Source organism: Kitasatospora sp. SUK 42, from assembly GCF_015776785.2.
Classification (GTDB): Bacteria; Actinomycetota; Actinomycetes; order Streptomycetales; family Streptomycetaceae; genus Kitasatospora.
On sequence record NZ_LFMD02000003.1, the window covers coordinates 1,864,458 to 1,884,720 of the forward strand.

The window sequence follows — 20,263 nt, forward strand, 5'->3', positions numbered from 1 at the left end:
GCCCTGAACAACCCCGGACCACAACCGACCTGACGAACAACCACCTGGAGAGAACCGCCATGGCGAACCCCTTTGACCGCGAAGACGGCACCTTCCTCGTCCTCGTCAACGAGGAGGGGCAGCACTCCCTGTGGCCGTCCTTCGCCGCCGTCCCGGGCGGCTGGTCGGTCGCGCTGGACGCCACCGACCGGGCCACCGCCGTCGCCCACATCGAGGCCAACTGGACCGACATGCGTCCGCTCAGCCTGCAGCGTCTGGGCTGACCCTCCGGCCGTCGCGGGAATTCCCCAATCCCCGCGGGCCGGCCCCGCCGACCCCGCCCGCCGTACCCGTGGAGCCCTCGCCCACCGGTGCGGCGGGCGATCGTTTTGTCCCCGCGAGCCCGCCCCACCAGGCCCCGGACCGCACGCCGACTCATGTCAGTGAGCGGTCAGTTGGACGTCATCGACCCGTCATCGGTGCTCATTAGTTTTCTGGCCAGAAGCCATATCCGGGCATCTGGAAAACGGAGGAAACGAGCATGACGACGGTTGCGCCGGAGCGCCTCACCCGTATCCGCGAAATCATCGCCGAGAACATCGACGTCCACAGCGAGTTCTCGGACACCGCGCTGTTCGTCGACGAGCTGGGCGCCGACTCCCTCAAGCTCATCGACGTGCTGAGCGCTCTGGAGATGGAGTACTCCATCGTCATCGACATGAACGAGCTGCCGAAGATGGTGAACGTGGAGACCACCTACCAGGTGACCGCGGCGGCCGCCGGCTGGTGACCCGAGGGCGTCCCCGACCCCGGACGGCCAGCCTCACGCTTCCCACCGCATAAGGAGTCCAGTCCCATGTCCACCGCACAGTCACCAGCGGCCCCCCGGTCCGGTACACCGGACGGGCGCCGCCGGGTCGTCCTCACCGGCCTCGGGGCGATCTCCAGCATCGGTACGGGCGTCGAGGAGTACACCGAGGGGCTGCGGGCCGGCCGCTCCGGGGCACGGCCGATCACCCGGTTCGACACCGAGGGCTTCGGCCAGAACATCGCCTGCGAGGTCCCCGACTTCGAGCCGGAGCGCTGGATCCACCGCGTACCGCTCGACGACATGGGCCGGGCCGGGCAGTTCGCCGTCGCGGCGGCCCGGATGGCGGTGGACGACGCCGGGCTGACCGAGGCCGACCTCGGCGAGCGCCAGGCCGTGATCAGCGTGGGCACCACCGACGGCGAGTCGCACGACATCGGCGTGCTGGTCGAGCAGGAGATCGCCGCCGGTGACCCGGGGGCCCTGGATCCGGTGCTGTCCCGCCGGATCAACGCCGGCCGGCTGAGCACCGTGATCGCCCGCGAGCTGCGCATGCCGAACGTGGAGCCGACCACCATCACCACCGCCTGCGCGGCCGGCAACTACTCGATCGGCTACGGCCTGGACGCGATCCGCTCCGGCGAGGTCGACATCGCGCTGTGCGGCGGCGCCGACGCGGTCTGCCGCAAGGCCTTCGCCCTGTTCAAGCGCTTCGGCGCGCTCACCCCGGACGTGGTCCGCCCGTTCGACAGGAACCGCCAGGGCATCCTGACCGGCGAGGGCGCGGGCATCCTCGTCCTGGAGAGCCTGGAGTCCGCACTGTCCCGCGGCGCGCACATCTACGCCGAGGTGCTCGGCTACGGCCTCAGCTGCGACGCCGCCCACGCGACCGCCCCCAACCGGGACGGCATCGCCCGCGGCATCCGGCTCGCCCTGGACGACGCCGGGGTCGAGCGCGACGAGATCGACTTCATCTCCGCGCACGGCACCGGCACCAAGGCCAACGACAAGACCGAGTCGGCGGCCATCCTCGACGTGTACGGCGACTCCCCGCCGCGCACCGTCGCCGTGAAGTCGATGCTCGGCCACTCGATGGGCGCCGCCAGCGCGCTCGGCGCGATCGCCTGCAGCCTCGCCATCGAGAACCAGTTCATCCCCCCGACCATCAACCACGTGGAGACCGACCCGGACTGCCCTCTGGACGTCGTCCCCAACGAGGCGATCGACGCCGAGGTCCGGATCGTGGAGAACAACTCCAGCGCCTTCGCCGGCAACAACGCCATCCTGATCCTGGGCACGTACGGAGAGCGAGTCTGACGATGACGAGTTCGTTGAAGAGCCCCGCAGCCACCCCGGCGGCCCTGCCGCCGGAGACCCTCGTCATCACCGGCTGGTCGGCCGTCTCGCCGCACGGCCTGACCGGCCGGGCCTTCGCCGCCGGAGTCCGCTCCGGCGCCAAGACCTCCGTCCAGCCGGACGAGGCCTACGGCCCGCTGCCCTCGCCCGAGGTCTGCCTGGTGCCCGGCTTCGACATCAAGGGCCTGCTCGGCCCGGTCGGCACCGCCAAGATGGACCGGCTGACCGCGCTCACCCTGGTCGCCTCCGACGGCCTGCTCCAGGACGCCGAGGGCAACCGGGTGGTGGAGACCGACGGCCGCACCGGCGTGGTCCTCGGCATCTCGATGGGCAGCCTGGAGAACGTCACCAACTTCCTGAAGCAGTCGTACACCAACGCGCTGCCCTTCCACGTCGACGCCGGCCGCATCCCCTTCGGCAGCCTCAACCACGCCGCGGGCGCCACCGCGATCCGGCACGGCCTCACCGGCCCCAACACCACCGTCGCGGGCGGCCGGGTCAGCGGCCTGCTGGCCCTCAACTACGCGCGCCGGCTGATGGGCCAGGGCCGGGCGACCAAGTACCTGGTGGGCTCGGCCGAGGAGTTCTCCGCCGCGCACGCCTGGATCGAGCACACCGCCGTCCTGCCCGGCGACCCGTCGCCGCTGCTCGGCGAGGGCTGCGGCCTGTTCGTGGTCGAGCACGCCGGCACCGCCCAGCGGCCCGCGCTCGCCGCCGTCCTGGCGGTCGAGACCCGGGTGGACATCGACGACGACCCCGGCACCGCCGTCACCGCCTGCGTCCGGCGCGCCCTCGCCAAGGCCGGCGTCACCGCCGACGAGGTGTGGGCCGCCGTCCCGAGCGCCGCGCCCACCGCCGCCGGCCGGGCCGAGCACGAGGCGCTGACCGCCCTGCTGCCCGCCGAGGCGCTCACGAAGGTCCCGTCCATGGAGCTGCTGGGCGACACCAGCGCGGCCGCCGCCACCTTCCAGATCCAGGCGGTGCTCAGCGTCGCCGAGGGCGAACCCGCCGCGGCCGGCCGGATCGCCCTGGTCACCGCCGTGGACCGGGACGGCGCGGTGGGCTGCGCCGTGCTGCGCCTGCTCGACCCGAACCTCGCCCCGAACTCCGACCCGAACGGAGCCACCGCATGATCGCCCTGGTCAGCGGCGGCTCCCGGGGCATCGGCCGGGCCATCGTGCTGCGGCTCGCCCGGGACGGCTACGACGTCGCCTTCTGCTACCGCTCCAACGCCGAGGCCGCCGAGCAACTCGCCAAGGAGGCAGGAGAGTTCGGCACCCGGATCACCGCCACCCGGTGCGACGTGGCCAACGCCGCCGAGGTCCGCGACTGGTTCGCCCGCACCGAGCGCGAGCTCGGCCCGGTCGACGCCGTCGTCACCTCGGCCGGCATCACCCGGGACCGCCCGGTCATCCTGATGCCCGAGGACGACTGGGCCGAGGTGCTGCGCACCAACCTGGACGGCGTCTACCACGTCTGCCGGGCCGCCGCCTTCGCGATGAGCAAGCGCCGCAGCGGATCGATCGTCAACCTGTCCTCGGTGTCCGGGATCTACGGCAACCTCGGCCAGGCCAACTACGCCGCCTCCAAGGCCGGGATCATCGGCTTCACCAAGTCCCTGGCCAAGGAGTGCGGCCCGCGCGGGGTGCGCGCCAACGTGGTCGCCCCCGGCCTGATCGCCACCGACATGGTCGGCGACATGTCCGAGGCCGCGGTGGAGCGGATGCTGAAGAACGTCGCACTCGGACGCGCCGGCAAGCCGGAGGAGGTGGCCGACCTGGTCTCCTTCCTGCTGTCGGACCGGGCCTCGTACATCAGCGGCTCGGTCTTCGAGATCCACGGCGGCGGCACCTTCTGATGGCATCGACGCGAATGGGGGCGCGAATGCGGGGAGTCGGGAGACTCGCGAGACCGGGAGCCGAAGGGCTCGGAGCACACTACGACGCGATCGTGGTCGGCAGCGGCCTCGGCGGGCTGGTCACCGCCGGCTACCTGGCCGCCGACGGGCGCAGCGTGCTGGTCCTCGAACAGCACGACATCGCGGGCGGCAACGCCCACGTCTTCCGGCGCCGCCGCAAGTACGAGTTCGACGTGGGCACCCACTACATCGGCGACTGCGCCGAGGGCGGGCTGTTCCCGTCGCTGCTGGCCGGCCTCGGCGTCCGCGACCGGGTGACCTTCCGGCCGATGGACAACGAGCACGGCTTCGACCGGATCATCACCCCCACGGCCACCGTGGACATCCCGGCCGGCTGGACGGCCTACCGCGACCGGCTGTGCCAGGCGCTGCCCGAGGAGGCCGACCGGATCGACGCGTTCGTCGACCTCGCCCGGGCGGTGGCCGGCGCCACCCGGGACGGCCTGCACGGCGCCTCCATGGTCGAGCTGTTCCGGCGCTCCCCGCAGACCATGCGCTGGACCCGCCGCACCCTCGGCCAGGCCCTGGACCACTGCGGGTTCTCGCCCAAGGCCCGCACCCTGGTCGCCGCCCAGGCCGGCAACTACGGCACCATGCCGGACGGCATCACCTTCGCCGAGCACGCCGCCATGCTCGACCACTACCTGCGCGGCGCCTACTACCCCGAGGGCGGCGGGCAGGTCCTGGTGGCCGCCCTGGTCGAGGCCCTGGAGGCGCACGGCGGCGAGCTGCGCACCCGCTGCGAGGTGCGCCGCATCCTGACCGAGGACGGCCGTGCCACCGGTGTCGAACTCACCGACGGCACCCGGGTGTCCGCCCCGCTGGTGATCTCCAACGCCGACTACCGCCGCACCGTGCTCGACCTGTGCGGCGGCGAGCGGACCTTCCCCGCCGAGGTGGTCGAACGCACCCGCGCCGCCACCATGCGCGGCGCCGTGATCGCCGTGTACGTCGCGCTGGACACCGAGCTGCCCGGCCTGCCGAACGCCAACATCTGGTGGCACGACAGCGACGACATGGAGGCCGCGCACGCCGCGATGACCGAGCGCTGGGAGCGCGACGGCGTCTTCGACTCGGTGCCGCAGCTCACCTTCTCCTTCGCCTCGCTCAAGGACCCCGGCGCGGCCGCGGTCTGCCCGCCCGGCCACAGCAACTTCCAGCTGATGACCGGCTGCCCGCCCGGCTACGGCTTCTGGGGCCTGGACGGCGGCCCGGTGGGCGGCGAGCCCTACCGCCGCAACCCCGCCTACCTCGCCCGCAAGCGCCGGCTCACCGAGCTGATGCTGGCCACCGCCGAGAAGGTGATCGGCCCCTTCCAGGACCGCATCACCCACCTGGAGACCGCCACCCCGCTCAGCCACGAGCGCTACATCCGCGGCACCGGCGGCACCCCGTACGGCATGGCGAACTGGGGCGGCGTCGGCCAGCGCCCGGACGTCCGCACCGATGTCGAGGGCCTGTACGTGGTCGGCCAGAGCGTCCGCTACGGCAGCGGCCTGGGCGCCGTCGCCACCAGCGGGATGGCCGCCGCCGGGCACGTCCTCGGCCGCCCGCTGCTGCCCGAGGTGCTCGGCGGCGCGGTGCTCGGCGACCCGGCCCTGCTGCCCGAGCGCGGCCCGGACTGGGACCCGCTGGTGGTCTCCCGCGGCCGGACCCGCCGGACCGCCAAGGGCCTCGCCCGCATCGGCTGAGCTCCCCGCCCGTCGACCGACTCCACCGACTCGCCCGGTTCCCTCCGGCTCCGGCTTCACCCGGCTTCACCCGACCAGGAGCAGTGTTCCCATGACCCAGGTACCAACCTTCGCCGTGGTCTCCGGCGCCCAGGTGCACGAGGCCCTCCACGGGCACGAGGACGAGGTCGTCACGGCGATCGAGGCCGCGTACCGGCTGCACGGCGAGGGGCAGACGGTCAACCCCGACTCGTACTTCCTGCGCTTCCCCGACCGGCCCTCCGACCGCATCATCGCGCTGCCCGCCTCGGTCAAGGGCGACGTCGGCGTGCACGGCGTCAAGTGGATCTCCAGCTTCCCGGGGAACGTCGCGGAGGGGCTGCCGCGCGCCTCGGCCGTCCTGATCCTCAACGACGCCGAGACGGGCTACCCGATCGCCTGCCTGGAGAGCTCGATCATCAGCGCGGCCCGCACCGCCGCCTCCGCCGCCCTGGCCGCCGCCCGGCTCGCCGACGCCCGCGGCGAACGCCCGCGCCGGGTCGGCTTCTTCGGCGTCGGCCTGATCGCCCGCTACATCCACACCTACCTCGCCGCCAACGGCTTCGACTTCACCGAGGCCGGCGTCCACGACCTGTCCGCCGATCACGCCGAGGGCTTCGCCGACTACCTGCGCCGGGCCGGGGGCGAGCAGCTCGCGATCACCGTCCACGAGAAGCCCGAGGACCTGATCCGCTCCAGCGACCTGGTGGTCTTCGCCACCGTGGCCGGCGAGCCGCACGTCACCGACCCCGCCTGGTTCGCGCACAACCCCCTGGTGCTGCACGTCTCGCTGCGCGACCTCTCCCCGGAGATCGTCCTCGGCTCCTGGAACGTGGTCGACGACATCGAGCACTGCATGAAGGCCGACACCTCCCCGCACCTGGCCGAACAGCGGGTCGGTCACCGGGAGTTCGTGGCCGGCACGCTGTACGACGTGCTCACCGGCGCGATCACCCCGCCCGCCGACCGCCCGGTGGTGTTCTCCCCGTTCGGCCTCGGCGTGCTCGACCTCGCCGTCGCCAAGCACGTCTACGACCGCGTGGGGGCCGCCGGGCAGCTGCACACCGTGCCCGACTTCTTCCACGAGCTCAAGCGCTACGGCTGACCCGCGCCGTCACGAGTCCCGGACGCCCGCCGCGCTCCCCCGCCCGGCGGGCGTCCGGTGTTCTCCAGCCGTCCGGTGTTCTCCGGCCGTCCGGTGTTCTCCGGCCGCCACTCCCGTAGGGCCGCACGTCAGCGCTGCGTCAGTTGGGCGTCAGCACGGAAGCAGGAGAATCACCGCATGAGATCCTTTGCCAACCTGGCCGAGTTCACCGGGGCGATCGGCGAGCACCTGGGCTACAGCGAGTGGCTCGAAGTCACCCAGGAGAACGTGGACCGGTTCGCGGCCGCCACCGGCGACCTCCAGTGGATCCACGTGGACCCGGAGCGCGCGGCCACCGGCCCGTACGGCGGGACCATCGCCCACGGCTACATGACGCTCGGTCTGCTGCCCGCGATGATGCGCGCGATCTTCGAGATCAGGGACGTCACCATGGGCGTCAACTTCGGCCTGGACAAGGTGCGCTTCCCGCACCCGATCAAGGTCGGCGCCCGGGTCCGCGGCGGCGCGAAGGTCACCAGCGTCCGCGAGACGCCGGTGGGCCACCTGGCGGCGGTGCGGATGACCGTGGAGGTCGAGGGCGATCCGCGCGCGGCCTGCGTGGCGGACACCCTGTCGCTGTTCATCGCGCAGCCGGAGCCGGAGTCGGAGCCGGCGGTGGCATCCGGGTCCGCCGGGTCCACCGGATCCGCCGGGTCCGCCGGTCAAGAGGGGAGTTAGTACTACCGATTTCGACGCCTCACGGACGCCAGAATGGTCCCACGGCCACCACGGCCGAGGGCACCGCGAAGGCACCAGGAAGGAGCGTGTCCATGGACCGCACGATGCAGCTCGGGGGCAACCCCGCACCGGCCGAGGTCAGGGGTTTCTCCGCCTCGGCCGGATTCACCGGGCTGCGGCGGGCGCTGACCCTCTGCTGGATGTCGATCGCCGGCTTCGGCCGCGCCCTCGGCGTCACCACCGCGATCTCCCTGATCGGCCCGGGCCTCGGCCTGGTCCCGCGGGCGATGGAGCGCGTACGGGCCCTGGCGGCCCGTCAGCGGGGGCTCGCCGAGAGCTGGTCCGGAGTGCGGATCCCCGGCCCGCCCGGACCGCTGCCGACCGCGCCCGAGGGCGCCTCGGGGGCGATCGCCCGCTACCGCTGGATCATGAGCGACCCGCAGACCCGCCGCGAGTTCACCTGGATCCTCACCGACCCGATCGCCGGCGGCTTCCTCGCCTTCATGCCGATCGCCTTCGTCCTCAGCGGCTTCTGGGGCATCTTCCTGGCGTTCTTCGGCATCCCGCTGTCCACCGAGTGGGACGGCCTCTGGTACCAGTTCATCCCGATCGACGGCCAGGCCACCGCCGTACTGGCCGGCGTGCTCGGCGTCCTCCAACTGCCGCTGGCGCTCTGGATGGCGCCCCGCGCCGTCCGCAAGCACGCGCTGTACACCCGCTCGATGCTCGCCCCGAGCGAGCAGGAGCTGATGGCCAGCCGGATCGAGCACCTGACCACCACCCGCAGCACCGCGGTGGACACCCAGATGGCCGAGATCCGCCGGATCGAGCGCGACCTGCACGACGGCGCCCAGGCCCGGCTGGTCGCGATGGGCATGACCCTGGACGCCGCCGAGCACCTCCTGGAGACCAACCCGGAGGCCGTCCGCGCCCTGCTGATCGAGGCCCGCGAGTCCTCCTCCAAGGCCCTGGAGGAGATCCGCAACCTGGTCCGCGGCATCCACCCGCCGGTCCTCGCCGACCGCGGACTGGCCGACGCGGTGCGGGCGTTGGCCATGGTCTGCCCGGTCCCCACCGAGGTCGTGGTGGACCTGCCCGGCCGGCCGGAGATGCCCGTCGAGTCCGCCGCCTACTTCGCCATCTCCGAGATCCTCACCAACGTCGCCAAGCACTCGCACGCCGACCGCGCCTGGATCGACATTCGCTACGATCACGGCATGCTTCGCATCACCGTCACGGACAGCGGACGCGGCGGCGCCGACGCCGCCCGCGGCAGCGGTCTGCGCGGCATCGAGCGACGGCTCTCCACCTTCGACGGAGTCCTGGCCGTCAGCAGTCCCGTCAACGGCCCGACCATGGTCACCATGGAGCTCCCTTGCGCATTGTCCTCGCCGAAGACCACTTCCTCCTGAGGGACGGCCTGATCCGCCTCCTCCAGGCCTACGGCCACGAGGTGGTGGCTGCCGTGGACAACGGGGCCGACCTCCTCAAGGCCCTCACCGAACAGCAGCCGGACGTCGCCGTCGTCGACGTCCGGCTGCCGCCGAGCTTCACCGACGAGGGCCTGCGCGCCGTCATCACCGCCCGCCGCAGCATGCCCGGCCTCCCCGTCCTGCTGCTCTCCCAGTACGTCGAGCCGCTCTACGCCCGCGAGCTCCTCGCCAGCGGCGGCCGCGGCGTCGGCTACATGCTCAAGGACCGGGTCACCAACGGCTCCCAGTTCCTCGACTCGATCCGTCGGGTCGCCGACGGCGGCACCGCCATGGACCCGGAGGTCATCTCCCAGCTGCTGGTCCGCAAGGAGCGGGACGAGAACATCGGCGCCCTCTCCGAGCGCGAGCGCGAAGTCCTGGAGTGGGTCGCCCAGGGCCGCTCCAACGCCGGCATCGCACAGGGCCTGTTCATCACCGAGAAGGCCGTCGCCAAGCACATCAGCAACATCTTCACCAAGCTCAACCTGCTGCCCACCGACGGCGACAACCGCCGCGTCCTGGCCGTGCTGGCCTACCTCGACCAGTAGTCCCGGACCAGTGGTCCCTGCGGCCCCTCAGTCCGGCAGGACGTCCACCCGGTCCCCGTCGCCGAGCCCGGCCGGCACCGAGTTCACCGGGTAGACGGCGACGCCGTACTCGCGCAGCAGCGCGGCGAAGTGCGACAGGATGCTGCCCTTGAGCAGCACCGGGTGGCCGGCGGCGCGCAGCGCCCTGGCGATCGCGGTGGCGAGCTGCGGGTCGCGCAGGTCGAAGCGCTCGAAGTCGACCGCGACCACCCGCCGCCCGCCGCCGTCCAGCGCCCCGACGTCCTCGGGGGCGCCGAGCACGGTCAGCCGCCCGGACGCGACCGCCTCCCTCCCGGCCCCGCCCGTACCGCCGCCCGCCCCCGCGCCGCGCAGGTGGAAGTAGCGCAGCCCGGCCGTCTCCCGCAGCTCGGTGACCTGCCAGGCGACCACCCGCTCGGCGGCGGCCGAGGCGCCGTTCAGCACCAGCAGCTCGACCCGCACCGGTCCCAGCCGCTCCGCCAGCCGGGCCGTCATCGCGGCCGCCTCGCGGACCTCCTCCTCGTCCAGCACCCGCCGGTCGCGCAGCTCCTCGGGCAGCGGCTGCGGCGGGCGGCGCGGCACCGTCACCGCCAGCGGCTTGTGCGGCACGTCCGCCCGCTCGGTGCGCAGCTCCGGCAGCGCCACCGTGTAACGGTCGTGGGCGCAGGTCTCCAGTCCCTCCAACTGGCCGAAGAGCGCGCCGATCTCGACCGGCCCGCCGGCCCCGGCGGTCGCGATCACCGAGGCCCGCAGATCGGTCCAGTTCGCCACCAGCAGCGCCACCTCGGCCGAGTAGTCGGCCTTGCCGTGCTCCAGCACGTAGCGCCAGTACCGCTCCAGGTGCGCGACGCAGTCCGCCACCGAGGTCAGCAGCGCCGACTGCGGGAGCATGTCCCCCGAGCCGAGCGCCGACCAGTAGACGGAGCGCACCGACACCGGCCCCCTGGCGGCGTACCGCGCGAACACCTCCCGGCACTCCTCCGGCACCGCCCCCGAGTCCCGGTACGCGGCGAAGGCCGAGGGCAGCACCAGGTCCGCCTCGATGGTGTTGAGCTCCACCCGCCCGCGCAGCCGGAACGGCGCCAGCTTGTCGCTGCGCAGCGCCGTCCCGGCCGCCGGGGCGACGTACGGCGGCTCGGCGGCGACCACCGGGTACGGCAGCCGCCGGGCCTGGAGCAGCTGGAGCTCCCCGGCCCCGTCCAGCAGCCACTCCAGGTCGAGCGGGCCGTCGAGCTCCCGCTCCAGCCGGGCCGCCCAGCCCGCCAGCGTCCGCAGCTGCGCACCGCTCACCGGGCCGTCCCCGACCTCGGGTACGGACTGCTCGCGCTTGCCGAGCACACTGCGCAGCGGCGGGGCCAGGTTGTCGATCACGTTGCCCGGGGCCCCGGCCGCGTACTCGACCAGCACGGTCGCCGGGTCCCCGCCGGGCGGCAGGGTGTAGACCACCCCGCCGGCCCGGGCGGGGACGGCCCGCTGCACGATCACCGCCATCGCGTCCGCGCCGCCGGCCAGGCCCATCGTCCGGCGGTAGTCCACGGCCGCGGCGGACCCCGCGGAGCGCCAGACCCGGCGCACCGCGGCGAGCACCTCCTCGTCCTCGCCGAGCCCGACCTCGCTGAGGTAGACCCCGGGCGAGAGCGCCTCGGCGGTGTCCTCCGACAGGTAGGAGGAGCGCACCGCGAAGGAGTCGGCCCCGCGCTCCCGCAGCACGGCCAGGGCCCGCCGGATCTCCCCGTCCACGTCCTGGCCGGCGCCGGCCAGCGCCGCCCGGTGGGCCTCGACGGTGACGCAGAAGGCCTCGGGCACCGGCAGCCCGGCGGCGATCAGGGTGCCCAGGCCCTTGGCCTTGCCGCCGATCGCCGTCGCCGGCAGCGCGGCGAACTCCTCACTCCATCGGACCGCGCCGTTCATGGCTTCCCCTCAGACAACCATCGGACCGTCACCGTGCGGGCCGGACAAGCGAGTTCGGACACGTGAGTGTGGCACGAGCACCGCTCCCGGCGCTCGCCCCACGGCCCGGCACCACCGCCCCGGGTCAGCGCTGCCGCGCCCGGATCGCCTTGCCGCGGACCAGCGGGCAGGTGCCCCGGCACATCGTGCAGGCCTCGCCGTGGTGGTAGCCCTGCCGTTCGACCAGCGCCTGCGCGTCCGCGGGGTGGACGGCGAGTTCGGCCATGGCCGTCCAGTCGTTGTCGTTGCGCGCCCGGGAGAGCTTGGCGTCCCGGGCGAGGTCCCCGGTGCAGCCCAACTCGGCGATGTGCAGGGCGATCTGGAAGTACTTGACCGCCGTGACGATGTCCTCGGCGTCGGGGATGCGGCAGTGCTCCCCGGCGGTCACGCAGGTCACCCAGGAGGTGCCGTGCAGCGCGGCGGTCGTCGCCCCGATCGCCCCGGCCACGTGGTCGTAGGTGATGGCGATGTCGGTCGGCGAGGGGCCGAGCGCCCCGAACGGCGCGCCGTGCAGCTTCTCGCGCCCCAACGCGCAGTAGGCCGGGATGAGGTGAACCGGCACGTGGTTGACCAGCTCGACCGAGACCTTGACGCCCCGCTCCTGGGCGCGCCGCACCAGTTCGGCCTGCACCTCGATCTCGGCGAGGTGCGCCGCGTCCATGGCGTCCGCGACGCTCCCGGGCCGGAACGTCCCGGCGAGACTGAGCGCCGCACCGCTGGCCCGGCACAGCTCCAGGACCTCGTCGAAGCAGCCGGCGTACGGGTTCTCGCCGCCCAGGCCGTCCATCACCTCGACCATCATGGCGCCGCCGCGGCTGGTGACCGGGATGACCCGGTCCGAGGTGCCGAGCGCCCGGGCCATCTCCGGGGTCCCGGAGGCGTGGACGGTGAAGAAGTCCACGCCCTCCTCCGCCTGTTCCTCCAGCACCGCGAGCACCGCGTCGCGCGGGTCCCGCCCGTCGCGCTTGATCCGGCGGAAGACCTCGTAGGTGGGGACGGTCCCGTAGGAGACGTTCAGGCTCTCCAGCACCCGGCGGCGCAGCGTCGGGTCGCCGTCGGTGGTCACGTCGGTGAGCGTGTGCGCCCCCTGGGCGACGGCGCGCACGGCCTTGTCGTACTCGGTCTCCGGCGTGGTCTCCCCGGGCGTCACCCCGATGATCACCCCGAGCACCACCGGGTGGGGTCTGCCCAGCAGGGCCCCGTCGATGTCGTGGGCGTCGTTTCGCAGCAGAAAGGACCTGTCCTCGGCTCCGGCGTCCATGAGTTCCCCTCCCGATCGAAGCTCTCGAACCGATCGAACCGTCGTACGCGCGTGCGGTGGATGGTTGAGCGTGGAACCGGCCGAGCGGTCAGGCGGCGCGCAGCAGCCGGAACCCGAGGGCCGGGTAGCGCAGTTCGGGATCGTCCCAGCCCCGGAAGGTGGCGCGGGCGAAGGACCGGGAGACCAGCCAGGACCCGCCCCGGACGACCCTCGCGCTGGTCGAGCCCTGGTCGGTGCCGTTGACGCTGGCGTCCGACAGCAGGTTGAGGCACCACTCCCAGATGTTGCCGTGCAGGTCGTGCACGCCCGCGGCGGTGGCGCCGTCCGGGTAGAGGCCGACCGCGACCGTCCGGCCCAGGCCGCTCTCCAGCAGGTTGGCCCGCTCGTCCTCCCAGGCCCCGCCCCAGGCGTAGCCGCCGCCGTCCCCGGAGCCCGCGACGGCGAGCTGCCACTCCCAGTCGGCCGGCAGCCGCACCTCCGTCCCGGTCCGGGCGCTGAACCAGCGGCAGAACGCGACCGCGTCGTACCAGGAGACGTTCTCGGCCGGGTGGTTGCCGAGCTTGCGGAACTGGCTCCCCGGGGCCTCGGGCCGCACCGCCAGGCCCTCGAACCAGCGCGGGTCGGCGAAGCCCCCGGGGTCGTCCAGGAAGGCCCGGTACTGGCGGTACGTCACCGGGTAGGCGGCCAGCCGGAAGCCGGGGACCTCGATCTCGCCGACGTCCCGCAGCCGGACGGATCCGCCCGGCACCTCGCACCACTGGATCTCCGGCAGCCCGTCGGCGTCCAGACCGACGCCGGGGCGAGGGTCCCCGATCTCCCACAGGCGGTCGCCGAGGCTAGCCCGGCGCTGGTGCGTGGTCGCCGCGTCGGTGGTCTCGGCCAGGATCCGGGCCGCCTCGGGGACGATGAACTTCTCGATCTCCGGGTCGAGTTCGGGATCGAGGTTGCGCAGCATCGCCTCGACCAGGACGAGCCGCTCGTGCGGCCAGAGGAAGGAGGCGGGGCGGTCGGCCTTCACCCAGTCGACGGCCGCCCGGCGCAGCTGCCGCAGCAGCGTGAGGTCGTCCTGGGTCTGCTGGATCCACTCGGCCAGGCGCGGCCAGGAGCCGAACAGCGCCTCGTGGGCGACCTCCACGGTCGGTTCGCGGTACTCGTCGTCGCTGACCACCAGCAGCCGGGCCCGCACCAGCAGGTCGACCAGCCGCGCGGTCGACGGGTCCGCCGTGAGGCCGCTCAGCTTGGCCCGCCGACGCACCGGCGCGTCCGACTCGCTCACGTCGGTGAGCTTGCGGAAGAGGGCGGGCAGCTGCTCCCGGTCGGTCTCGGCGAGTTCGTCGAAGATCTCCTCGGCCCGGGTGGCCACGGCCCCGCGGATGCCGCCGATCCGCTCGTACTCGCTCAGCAGCAACAGGCCTTCGGGGCTGGCGTGCTGACTCACCGTGTTGAGGGCGAAGGCCATCAGCGCCAGGCTCCCGGGCTCGGCCCCGGCGTCCTCCAGGATGCGCTCGGCGAGGTCCCCCTCGTACTGGAGTCCGGCGATCTCGGCCGGGCGGGTGATCATCCGGTAGAGCGCCCCGAGCCCGACCCCGCCGAGCGGGAAGGAGCCGCTGCGCAGCAGTTCGGCGAGCCGGGGGTGGTTCAGGCAGTGGGCGTAGAAGTCGGCGCGCAGGGTGACCACGACGAGCGCCCGCTCGGCCGCCACCATCTCGGTGAGCAGGCCGACGAAGCGGGCCCGGCGCTCCTCCTCCACCCCCGAGCCGAAGAGCTCCTCGAACTGGTCGACGACGACCAGCAGCCGGGCCCAGGAGGGCGCTCCGGCCAGCGCCTCGTCGATGTAGCGCCCGACGGCCGCGGCGTCCGCCTCCAGCTCCCGGGCGGCCACCTCGGGCGTGGCCGTCCAGGGCGCCCGCCCGTGCTCGGACAGCTGGGCGGCCAGCGCCAGGAAGGGGTTCCCCTCGATCTCGGCCGGGGTGAAGCGCAGCGACCGCCAGCTCTCCGCCCCGGGGATCGCCCCGGCCCGCAGCGCCGGCATGACCCCCGCGTTGACCAGCGAGGACTTGCCGATGCCGGAGGCCCCGATGACGGCGAGGAAACGATGTCTCTGATCGCCGAGCCGCTGGATGATCTCACTGGTCTCGTGCTCCCGGCCGAAGAACACCAGGGATTCCTCGTCGGTGAACGGCCGGAGCCCCGGGAACGGGGAAAGGGAGAAATCGCGGCGCGATCGGGAGCCCGCTTCCAACGTCAACTCCTCATCCATGATCTCTTTGACGATCAACCGCAGGTGGTTCTCCACCAGCGGCCGGAATTCGCTGAGGTCGGCGTACTGGTTGACGCCGACCGGAATCCCGTTCGCGGCATCCGTGATCTCGGCGACGAAGGCGTCCACCAGCTCCTGCTGGGACCTCTTCTGCTCGAATTCGGGATCTTTCAACGAGACGAACAGATCGGCGGTGCGCTTGTAGAGCAGGACCTTGGGGCGCCCGGTCCGCCGTTCGGCCTGAACGGCGTCGAAGAATTCCCATTCCGTTCCCGAACGGTACGCACGATCATCGTCCGAGAAGGCGGGTACATGCGGAGGCGTACCCATACGGCTCCATAGAACGATGACCACGATATCGCATTCACTCGGCCGCGGAAGCCCCCGATTGACCGCCTCCTGCGGCGGCAGCGAGGCGAACAGCGGCACCCCCGCGCCCGGCCGGTCCCAGGAGATCTCCTCCATCTCCACCAGACCGCGCAGGAAGGCGTCGTAGGGCAGATCGCTGATCACCTTGCGCAGCGCCGCCCGCTCCTCCCTGACGTCCGACGGCGAGGACAGGAACACTCGAATGTGTCGCACCGGACCCCCTCCCGATCTGCGGTGACCGTCCGTGGCCTTGCCCGTCTCAACCGAGCCCGCGCGCGAAGGACTCGCACCAGTCCGCCGCCGGCAGCGCGAACGGCGTCATCGGCACCGCCCGCCCCTCCCCCACGTCCAGGTACCACGCCCGTTCCCCGTCCCCGTCCGGGACTTCGAGCCCCTGGCCGGGCCCCGCCCCGTCCAGCACGATCACGTGCCGGAAGAAGCCCAGACCCTCCGCCACCGTCAGGTCGATGTTCGCGAAGCTGTTGCACCAGGTGATCAGGTGGAGCGAGTTCGCCGGCCCCTCCCGCAGCAGCCGCCCGAACCTGGCCGCCCCCGGGTTCGCACCGTCCTCCGCGTACGCGCCCCGCGAGCGGATCCCGTGCGCGGACTGCAGCCCGCACAGGAACAGGAACTTCGCCGGACTCGGCGCCCCCGGCTCGCCCCGCCTGGTCAGCTCGTACTGGAAGTCGCTCAGCGTGGTCATAGCGGTGTCCGTGGCCCGCTCCAGTTTCACCGGCAGCGGCAGCGCCATCGCGGCCTCGCCGAACACCCGGGCGCCCTCGCTCCCGTGGAAGTCCATCACGCTGAACGGCGGTGTGGTGTACGCGCTCCCGCGGTCCGCGGCACCGGTGACCTGCGTCGCGAGGTCGAACAGCATCATCACCAGGATCCCGAGCGCCGCCTCCGCGGACCGCCCGACCACCAGCACGTGCCCGCCGCCCGCCCCGAACTCCAGCCTCAACGCCCCGCCCGAGGCCTCGTCCACCCCGACACAGGCGCTCAGCGGACGCCCGGACTCGTGCCGCCGGAAGAACCCCGCCCCGTCGCCCTCGACCCGCCGCACCCGCACGCGGCCCTCCCGTCACCGACCACCCTGCCCGCTCCACCAACGGTCTACCACCCCCCGCCACCACCAAATCACCCTCCCCGCCCCAGACTTGACCCCGCACGCCGCCCCCGCACCACCACACAACCCCACCCCCCGCCACCACCACCCCCCACCCCACCCCGAACCCGGGTACGGATCACCTGCGAACCTGTGTAGACTGGCCCGCGTTGCCACCACACACGGCAACGGTGCCGCCTTAGCTCAGTTGGCCAGAGCAACGCACTCGTAATGCGTAGGTCGCGGGTTCGAATCCCGCAGGCGGCTCCATCGAGAACCCCGGGTCGGCACCACGGCCCGGGGTTCTGTCGTTCCCGCGGGGCGTTTGCCGGGCGGGGTGCGGATGGTTTTCGCTTCAATCGATCACCGGTACGACGTTACGATGAGCGCCCCTCTGCCACCCTCCTCCCTCTCCCCGGAGTGCACCGTGTTCGGTGTCAACAACCTGGCGACGTACGTCCTCGGCGCCCTCGTCATCGTCCTGCTGCCCGGCCCCAACTCGCTGTACGTGCTGTCGGTCGCCGCCCGCAAGGGCGTCCGGACCGGGTACAAGGCGGCGGCCGGGGTGTTCACCGGCGACCTCACGCTGATCAGCCTCACCTCGCTGGGCGCCGCCTCGCTGCTGAAGGCCAACCCGGCGGTGTTCGCGGTGGTCAAGTTCGGCGGCGCGGCCTACCTGCTCTGGATCGGCTTCGGGATGCTGCGCGCCGCCCGCCAGCTGTGGCGCGAGCGGCGGGCCGAGGCCGACCCGGCCGCCGAGGCGGCCCCGGAGTCCGTCGAGCGGCCGTTCCGCCGGGCGCTGGTGATCAGCCTGCTCAACCCGAAGGCGATCCTCTTCCTGCTCTCCTTCTTCACGCAGTTCGTCGACCCGTCCTACGGGCAGCCCGCGCTGTCCTTCGCCCTGCTCGGCGGCGTCCTCCAGACCTTCAGCGTGCTCTACCTCTCCCTGCTGATCTTCGCCGGGACGACGCTGGCCACCGCCTTCCGCCGCCGCAAGCGGCTCTCCGCCACCCTCACCAGCGGGGTCGCCGTCCTGTTCGCCGGCTTCGCCGCCAAGCTGGCCGTCTCCTCCGCGTAGGACGACACCGCTACCGGTCGCAGCGCTGATCCTGCTCCGGGGCCTCCCCGGTGAGCAGGAAGCGGTTGACCGCGCCGTCCACGCAGGCGTTGTGCCGCCCGTACGCGGTGTGGCCGTCGCCGTCGTAGGTGAGCAGCCGCCCGGACTCCAGCTGCCCGGCGAGCGACCGGGCCCAGTCGTACGGGGTGGCCGGATCACGGGTGGTGCCGATGACGACGATCGGCGGGGCGCCGGCGGCACGGATGGTGTGCGCCGCCCCGGTGGCCTTGACCGGCCAGTAGGCGCAGGTCAGCGCCATCCACGCCATGCCGCGCCCGAAGTGCGGCGAGGCCCGCTCGAAGTCCGGCACCGCCTGCTGGACGTCCGCCGGCGAGCCGAACGGGGCAGGCAGGTCGAGGCAGTTCACCGCGGTGTTGGCGAACATCAGGTTGGGGTACGTGCCGTCCTCCTCGCGCCCGTAGTACTCGTCGGAGAGCTCCAGCAGGCCGGTGCCGTCGCCCGCCTTGGCGTCGGCGAGCGCGGTGCGCAGCCTGGGCCACAGGAAGTCGGCGTACATGGACTGGATGACGCCGGTGGTCGCCTGGGCCGCGGTGAGCCGGCGCCCGTCGTCGCCGCCCGGCAGCGGGTTGGCGTGGACGGTCGTGAGCAGGGCGGTGAGCTGGTCGCCGACCTGCTGCTCGGTGCGGCCGAACGGGCAGTCCTCGCGCCGGGCGCAGTCCTTGGCGAAGGCGGCCCAGGCGGTCTCGAAGCCGCCGGCCTGGGTGCGGTTGCCGGTGGCCGAGTCGAGCGCCGGGTTCATCGCGCCGTCCAGCACCAGCCGACCGACCCGGGCCGGGAAGAGCCCGGCGTACGTGGCGCCGAGGAAGGTGCCGTAGGACTCGCCGACGAAGTTCAGCCGCTCGTCGCCGAGCAGGGCCCGCAGCACGTCCATGTCGCGGGCCGCCTCGACGGTGCTGAGGTGGCCGAGCGCGGGCCCGGCCTGCTGCCGGCAGCCCTCGGCGAACTCCTTGTCGGCGGCGACCAGCGCGTCGATCGCCCGCTGGTCGCCGGGGGTGAGGTCGACGGCGGCGTAGGCGTCCATCCGCTCGCCGCTCAGGCAGGTGACGGGGTTGCTGCGGCCCACCCCGCGCGGGTCGAGGCCGACCAGGTCGTACCGGGCGCGCACCCCGCCGTCGTACGTCCGGGCGGCGGCCTCCAGGTACTCGATCGCCGAGGCGCCGGGCCCACCCGGGTTGAGCAGCAGGGAGCCGATCCGGGCCTCGGAGGAACCGCCCGGGACGGCCGCCGCCCGTGCCGCCGCGAGGGTGAGGTCGCCGTCCCCCGGCCGGTCGTAGTCCATCGGCACCCGGAAGGTGGTGCACTCGAACCCGTCGTCGCAGGGCTTCCACGCCGGCCGCTGCCCGTAGTACGGCGCGAGCGCGGCCGGTACGGCGGCGGGCAGCGGCTCCAACGGGGTGACGGCGGCGGCCTGCGCAGTCGGCCCGTGGGACCCGCCCGAGCCCGCCGGGCCCGCCGAGTCTGACGGGGCCGCACCCGGCGCCCCGGACGACCCCGCGCTGCACCCGGCCGCCAGCATTCCGGCCGCCAGCGCCGCGGCCGCCACCCGTACCCGTCCGAAGACCCTCATCCGCTTCCCTTCCACAACAGACGACCCACCCCGACCCGACCCAACCCAGACTGCCCCGGCTGCCCGACCACCGCCCCCGCAGCGGGCGGAAGGACGAGTGCGGAGGAACGCCCGCTGCCCGGTACCCACCCCGGGTACCGGGCAGCGTAACGGCCGCCCGACCGGCGTTCAGGACGCCTTGGTCAACGCCTCGGACAGGAACTGCGCCGCCTGTCGGACCAGCCGCAGCCGCTCCCGGTCGGGGGTGTAGTCCTGCACGTTGTCCGAGACCTTCACCTCGGCCTTGCCCGCCGAACCGGACCCGGCCTTGAGCGCCCCCTGGAGCTTGCGGGCCGCGTCCAGCCCGGCGGTGTCGGCCTTGGCGGCGGCCAGCAGCAGCTTGACCGTGCTGCCGGCCGGGGCCTCCGCGCCGGTCTGGGCGAGCACGGCGGCGTCGTAGCGGCCGGAGACGGCCGCGGCCACGCCGTACAGGTCGGGGCGGGCCAGCCCGGCCGCGGCCGCGCACGGCGCTCCGCCCTCGACGCCGAGCGCGCCCCAGGAGGCCGGGCCGGGCGGCAGGATGCGGAAGGAGGTGGCGACGGTGGTGCGCAGCGCCTCGTCGTCGGCGACGGCGGCCGGGGCGGCGGCGACCAGTTCGCAGGGGTGCGCGGTGCCGCTCGGCGCCTCGGGGGCGACCAGGATGAACGGCCGGGAGCGGCCGGTCTGCAGGGCGGCGCCGATGCCCTCGAAGACGTCCGGGACCTCGGCGTCGGCGGTCCTGCCCGGGGTGGCGGCGTGCATCACGACGACCGGGAAGCGCGCGTTCGGCTCCTGGGCGTACTGCGGCGGCAGCCAGATCCTGATGTTGCGCGGCTTGCCGTCCGGGCCGGGCACGGCGGACTGGAGCAGTTCGCCGCCGGCCGGGTGTCCGACGCTGTCGAAGCGGCTGGCCGCGGGCTGCGCCGCGGCGGCGGACTCCGGGGCCGCCGGCGGTGCGGCCTGCT

At 73.2% G+C, this 20,263-nt stretch carries 15 protein-coding genes, 1 tRNA gene and 2 pseudogenes; 12 read left to right on the plus strand and 6 right to left on the minus strand.

Going from position 1 to position 20,263, the window contains the following annotated elements; genetic code table 11:
• The first annotated feature begins 59 nt into the window (after positions 1 to 59).
• The 10 genes and pseudogenes from RZ50_RS18050 to RZ50_RS18095 all read left to right on the plus strand — a co-directional run bounded on the left by RZ50_RS18050 (position 60) and on the right by RZ50_RS18095 (position 9,612).
• The gene (locus tag RZ50_RS18050; RefSeq protein WP_196952614.1) at positions 60 to 263 is read left to right on the plus strand and encodes an MbtH family protein; all 204 of its coding nucleotides are present in this window, start codon (positions 60 to 62) and stop codon (positions 261 to 263) included.
• Positions 264 to 520: 257 nt separating this feature from the next.
• On the plus strand, positions 521 to 769 hold the full coding sequence (locus RZ50_RS18055) for an acyl carrier protein (RefSeq protein ID WP_196952615.1): 249 nt from the start codon (positions 521 to 523) through the stop codon (positions 767 to 769).
• A 66-nt stretch (positions 770 to 835) separates the two neighbouring features.
• Positions 836 to 2,104 carry a beta-ketoacyl synthase gene (locus tag RZ50_RS18060; protein WP_196952616.1) on the plus strand — a complete coding sequence of 423 codons (1,269 nt, stop codon included), beginning with the start codon at positions 836 to 838 and terminating at the stop codon, positions 2,102 to 2,104.
• 2 nt (positions 2,105 to 2,106) lie between these two features.
• Complete coding sequence (locus tag RZ50_RS29920) at positions 2,107 to 3,276, plus strand: beta-ketoacyl synthase N-terminal-like domain-containing protein (RefSeq protein WP_305853038.1); 1,170 nt, start codon at positions 2,107 to 2,109, stop codon at positions 3,274 to 3,276.
• The gene (gene fabG, locus RZ50_RS18070; RefSeq protein ID WP_196952617.1) at positions 3,273 to 4,001 is read left to right on the plus strand and encodes a 3-oxoacyl-ACP reductase FabG; all 729 of its coding nucleotides are present in this window, start codon (positions 3,273 to 3,275) and stop codon (positions 3,999 to 4,001) included. The genes RZ50_RS29920 and fabG overlap by 4 nt, the downstream gene beginning before the upstream one ends.
• A gap of 92 nt (positions 4,002 to 4,093) precedes the next feature.
• The gene (locus tag RZ50_RS18075; RefSeq protein ID WP_308271730.1) at positions 4,094 to 5,752 is read left to right on the plus strand and encodes an NAD(P)/FAD-dependent oxidoreductase; all 1,659 of its coding nucleotides are present in this window, start codon (positions 4,094 to 4,096) and stop codon (positions 5,750 to 5,752) included.
• Between the two features lie 91 nt (positions 5,753 to 5,843).
• Complete coding sequence (gene sbnB / locus RZ50_RS18080; protein ID WP_196952619.1) at positions 5,844 to 6,875, plus strand: 2,3-diaminopropionate biosynthesis protein SbnB; 1,032 nt, start codon at positions 5,844 to 5,846, stop codon at positions 6,873 to 6,875.
• 177 nt (positions 6,876 to 7,052) lie between these two features.
• A pseudogene (locus RZ50_RS18085) lies at positions 7,053 to 7,496 on the plus strand (MaoC family dehydratase); the annotation flags it as partial.
• Positions 7,497 to 7,684: 188 nt separating this feature from the next.
• On the plus strand, positions 7,685 to 9,004 hold the full coding sequence (locus tag RZ50_RS18090) for a sensor histidine kinase (protein ID WP_254802522.1): 1,320 nt from the start codon (positions 7,685 to 7,687) through the stop codon (positions 9,002 to 9,004).
• Entirely contained in the window at positions 8,968 to 9,612 is a 645-nt protein-coding gene (locus tag RZ50_RS18095) for a response regulator transcription factor (protein WP_196952621.1), read from the plus strand. Before RZ50_RS18090 ends, RZ50_RS18095 begins: the two co-directional genes overlap by 37 nt.
• A 27-nt stretch (positions 9,613 to 9,639) precedes the next feature.
• Here RZ50_RS18095 and RZ50_RS18100 read toward each other — a convergent pair whose 3' ends face one another.
• From RZ50_RS18100 to RZ50_RS18115, 4 genes are all read right to left on the minus strand, one after another.
• The gene (locus RZ50_RS18100; RefSeq protein ID WP_196952622.1) at positions 9,640 to 11,541 is read right to left on the minus strand and encodes a PEP/pyruvate-binding domain-containing protein; all 1,902 of its coding nucleotides are present in this window, start codon (positions 11,539 to 11,541) and stop codon (positions 9,640 to 9,642) included.
• A 124-nt stretch (positions 11,542 to 11,665) separates the two neighbouring features.
• On the minus strand, positions 11,666 to 12,841 hold the full coding sequence (locus RZ50_RS18105) for a phosphomethylpyrimidine synthase ThiC (protein WP_196952623.1): 1,176 nt from the start codon (positions 12,839 to 12,841) through the stop codon (positions 11,666 to 11,668).
• Positions 12,842 to 12,929: 88 nt separating this feature from the next.
• A complete protein-coding gene (locus RZ50_RS30170) occupies positions 12,930 to 15,683 on the minus strand; it encodes an SUMF1/EgtB/PvdO family nonheme iron enzyme (protein ID WP_196952624.1) in 2,754 nt (917 codons plus the stop codon).
• Positions 15,684 to 15,729: 46 nt separating this feature from the next.
• Positions 15,730 to 16,539 (minus strand): hypothetical protein, encoded by an 810-nt coding sequence (locus tag RZ50_RS18115; RefSeq protein ID WP_196952625.1) that lies wholly within the window; start codon positions 16,537 to 16,539, stop codon positions 15,730 to 15,732.
• Between the two features lie 229 nt (positions 16,540 to 16,768).
• Here RZ50_RS18115 and RZ50_RS18120 point away from each other — a divergent pair.
• Positions 16,769 to 16,845: transfer RNA gene (locus RZ50_RS18120), tRNA-Thr, on the plus strand.
• 157 nt (positions 16,846 to 17,002) lie between these two features.
• Positions 17,003 to 17,653: a leucine efflux protein LeuE gene (gene leuE, locus RZ50_RS18125; RefSeq protein WP_196950502.1), complete on the plus strand. Its 651-nt coding sequence runs from the start codon at positions 17,003 to 17,005 to the stop codon at positions 17,651 to 17,653.
• 10 nt (positions 17,654 to 17,663) lie between these two features.
• Here leuE and RZ50_RS18130 read toward each other — a convergent pair whose 3' ends face one another.
• Both RZ50_RS18130 and RZ50_RS18135 read right to left on the minus strand, forming a co-directional pair.
• Positions 17,664 to 19,280, minus strand: a complete 1,617-nt coding sequence (locus tag RZ50_RS18130) for an alpha/beta hydrolase (protein WP_196950501.1) — start codon at positions 19,278 to 19,280, stop codon at positions 17,664 to 17,666.
• Positions 19,281 to 19,448: 168 nt separating this feature from the next.
• A pseudogene (locus RZ50_RS18135) lies at positions 19,449 to 20,263 on the minus strand (hypothetical protein); the annotation flags it as partial.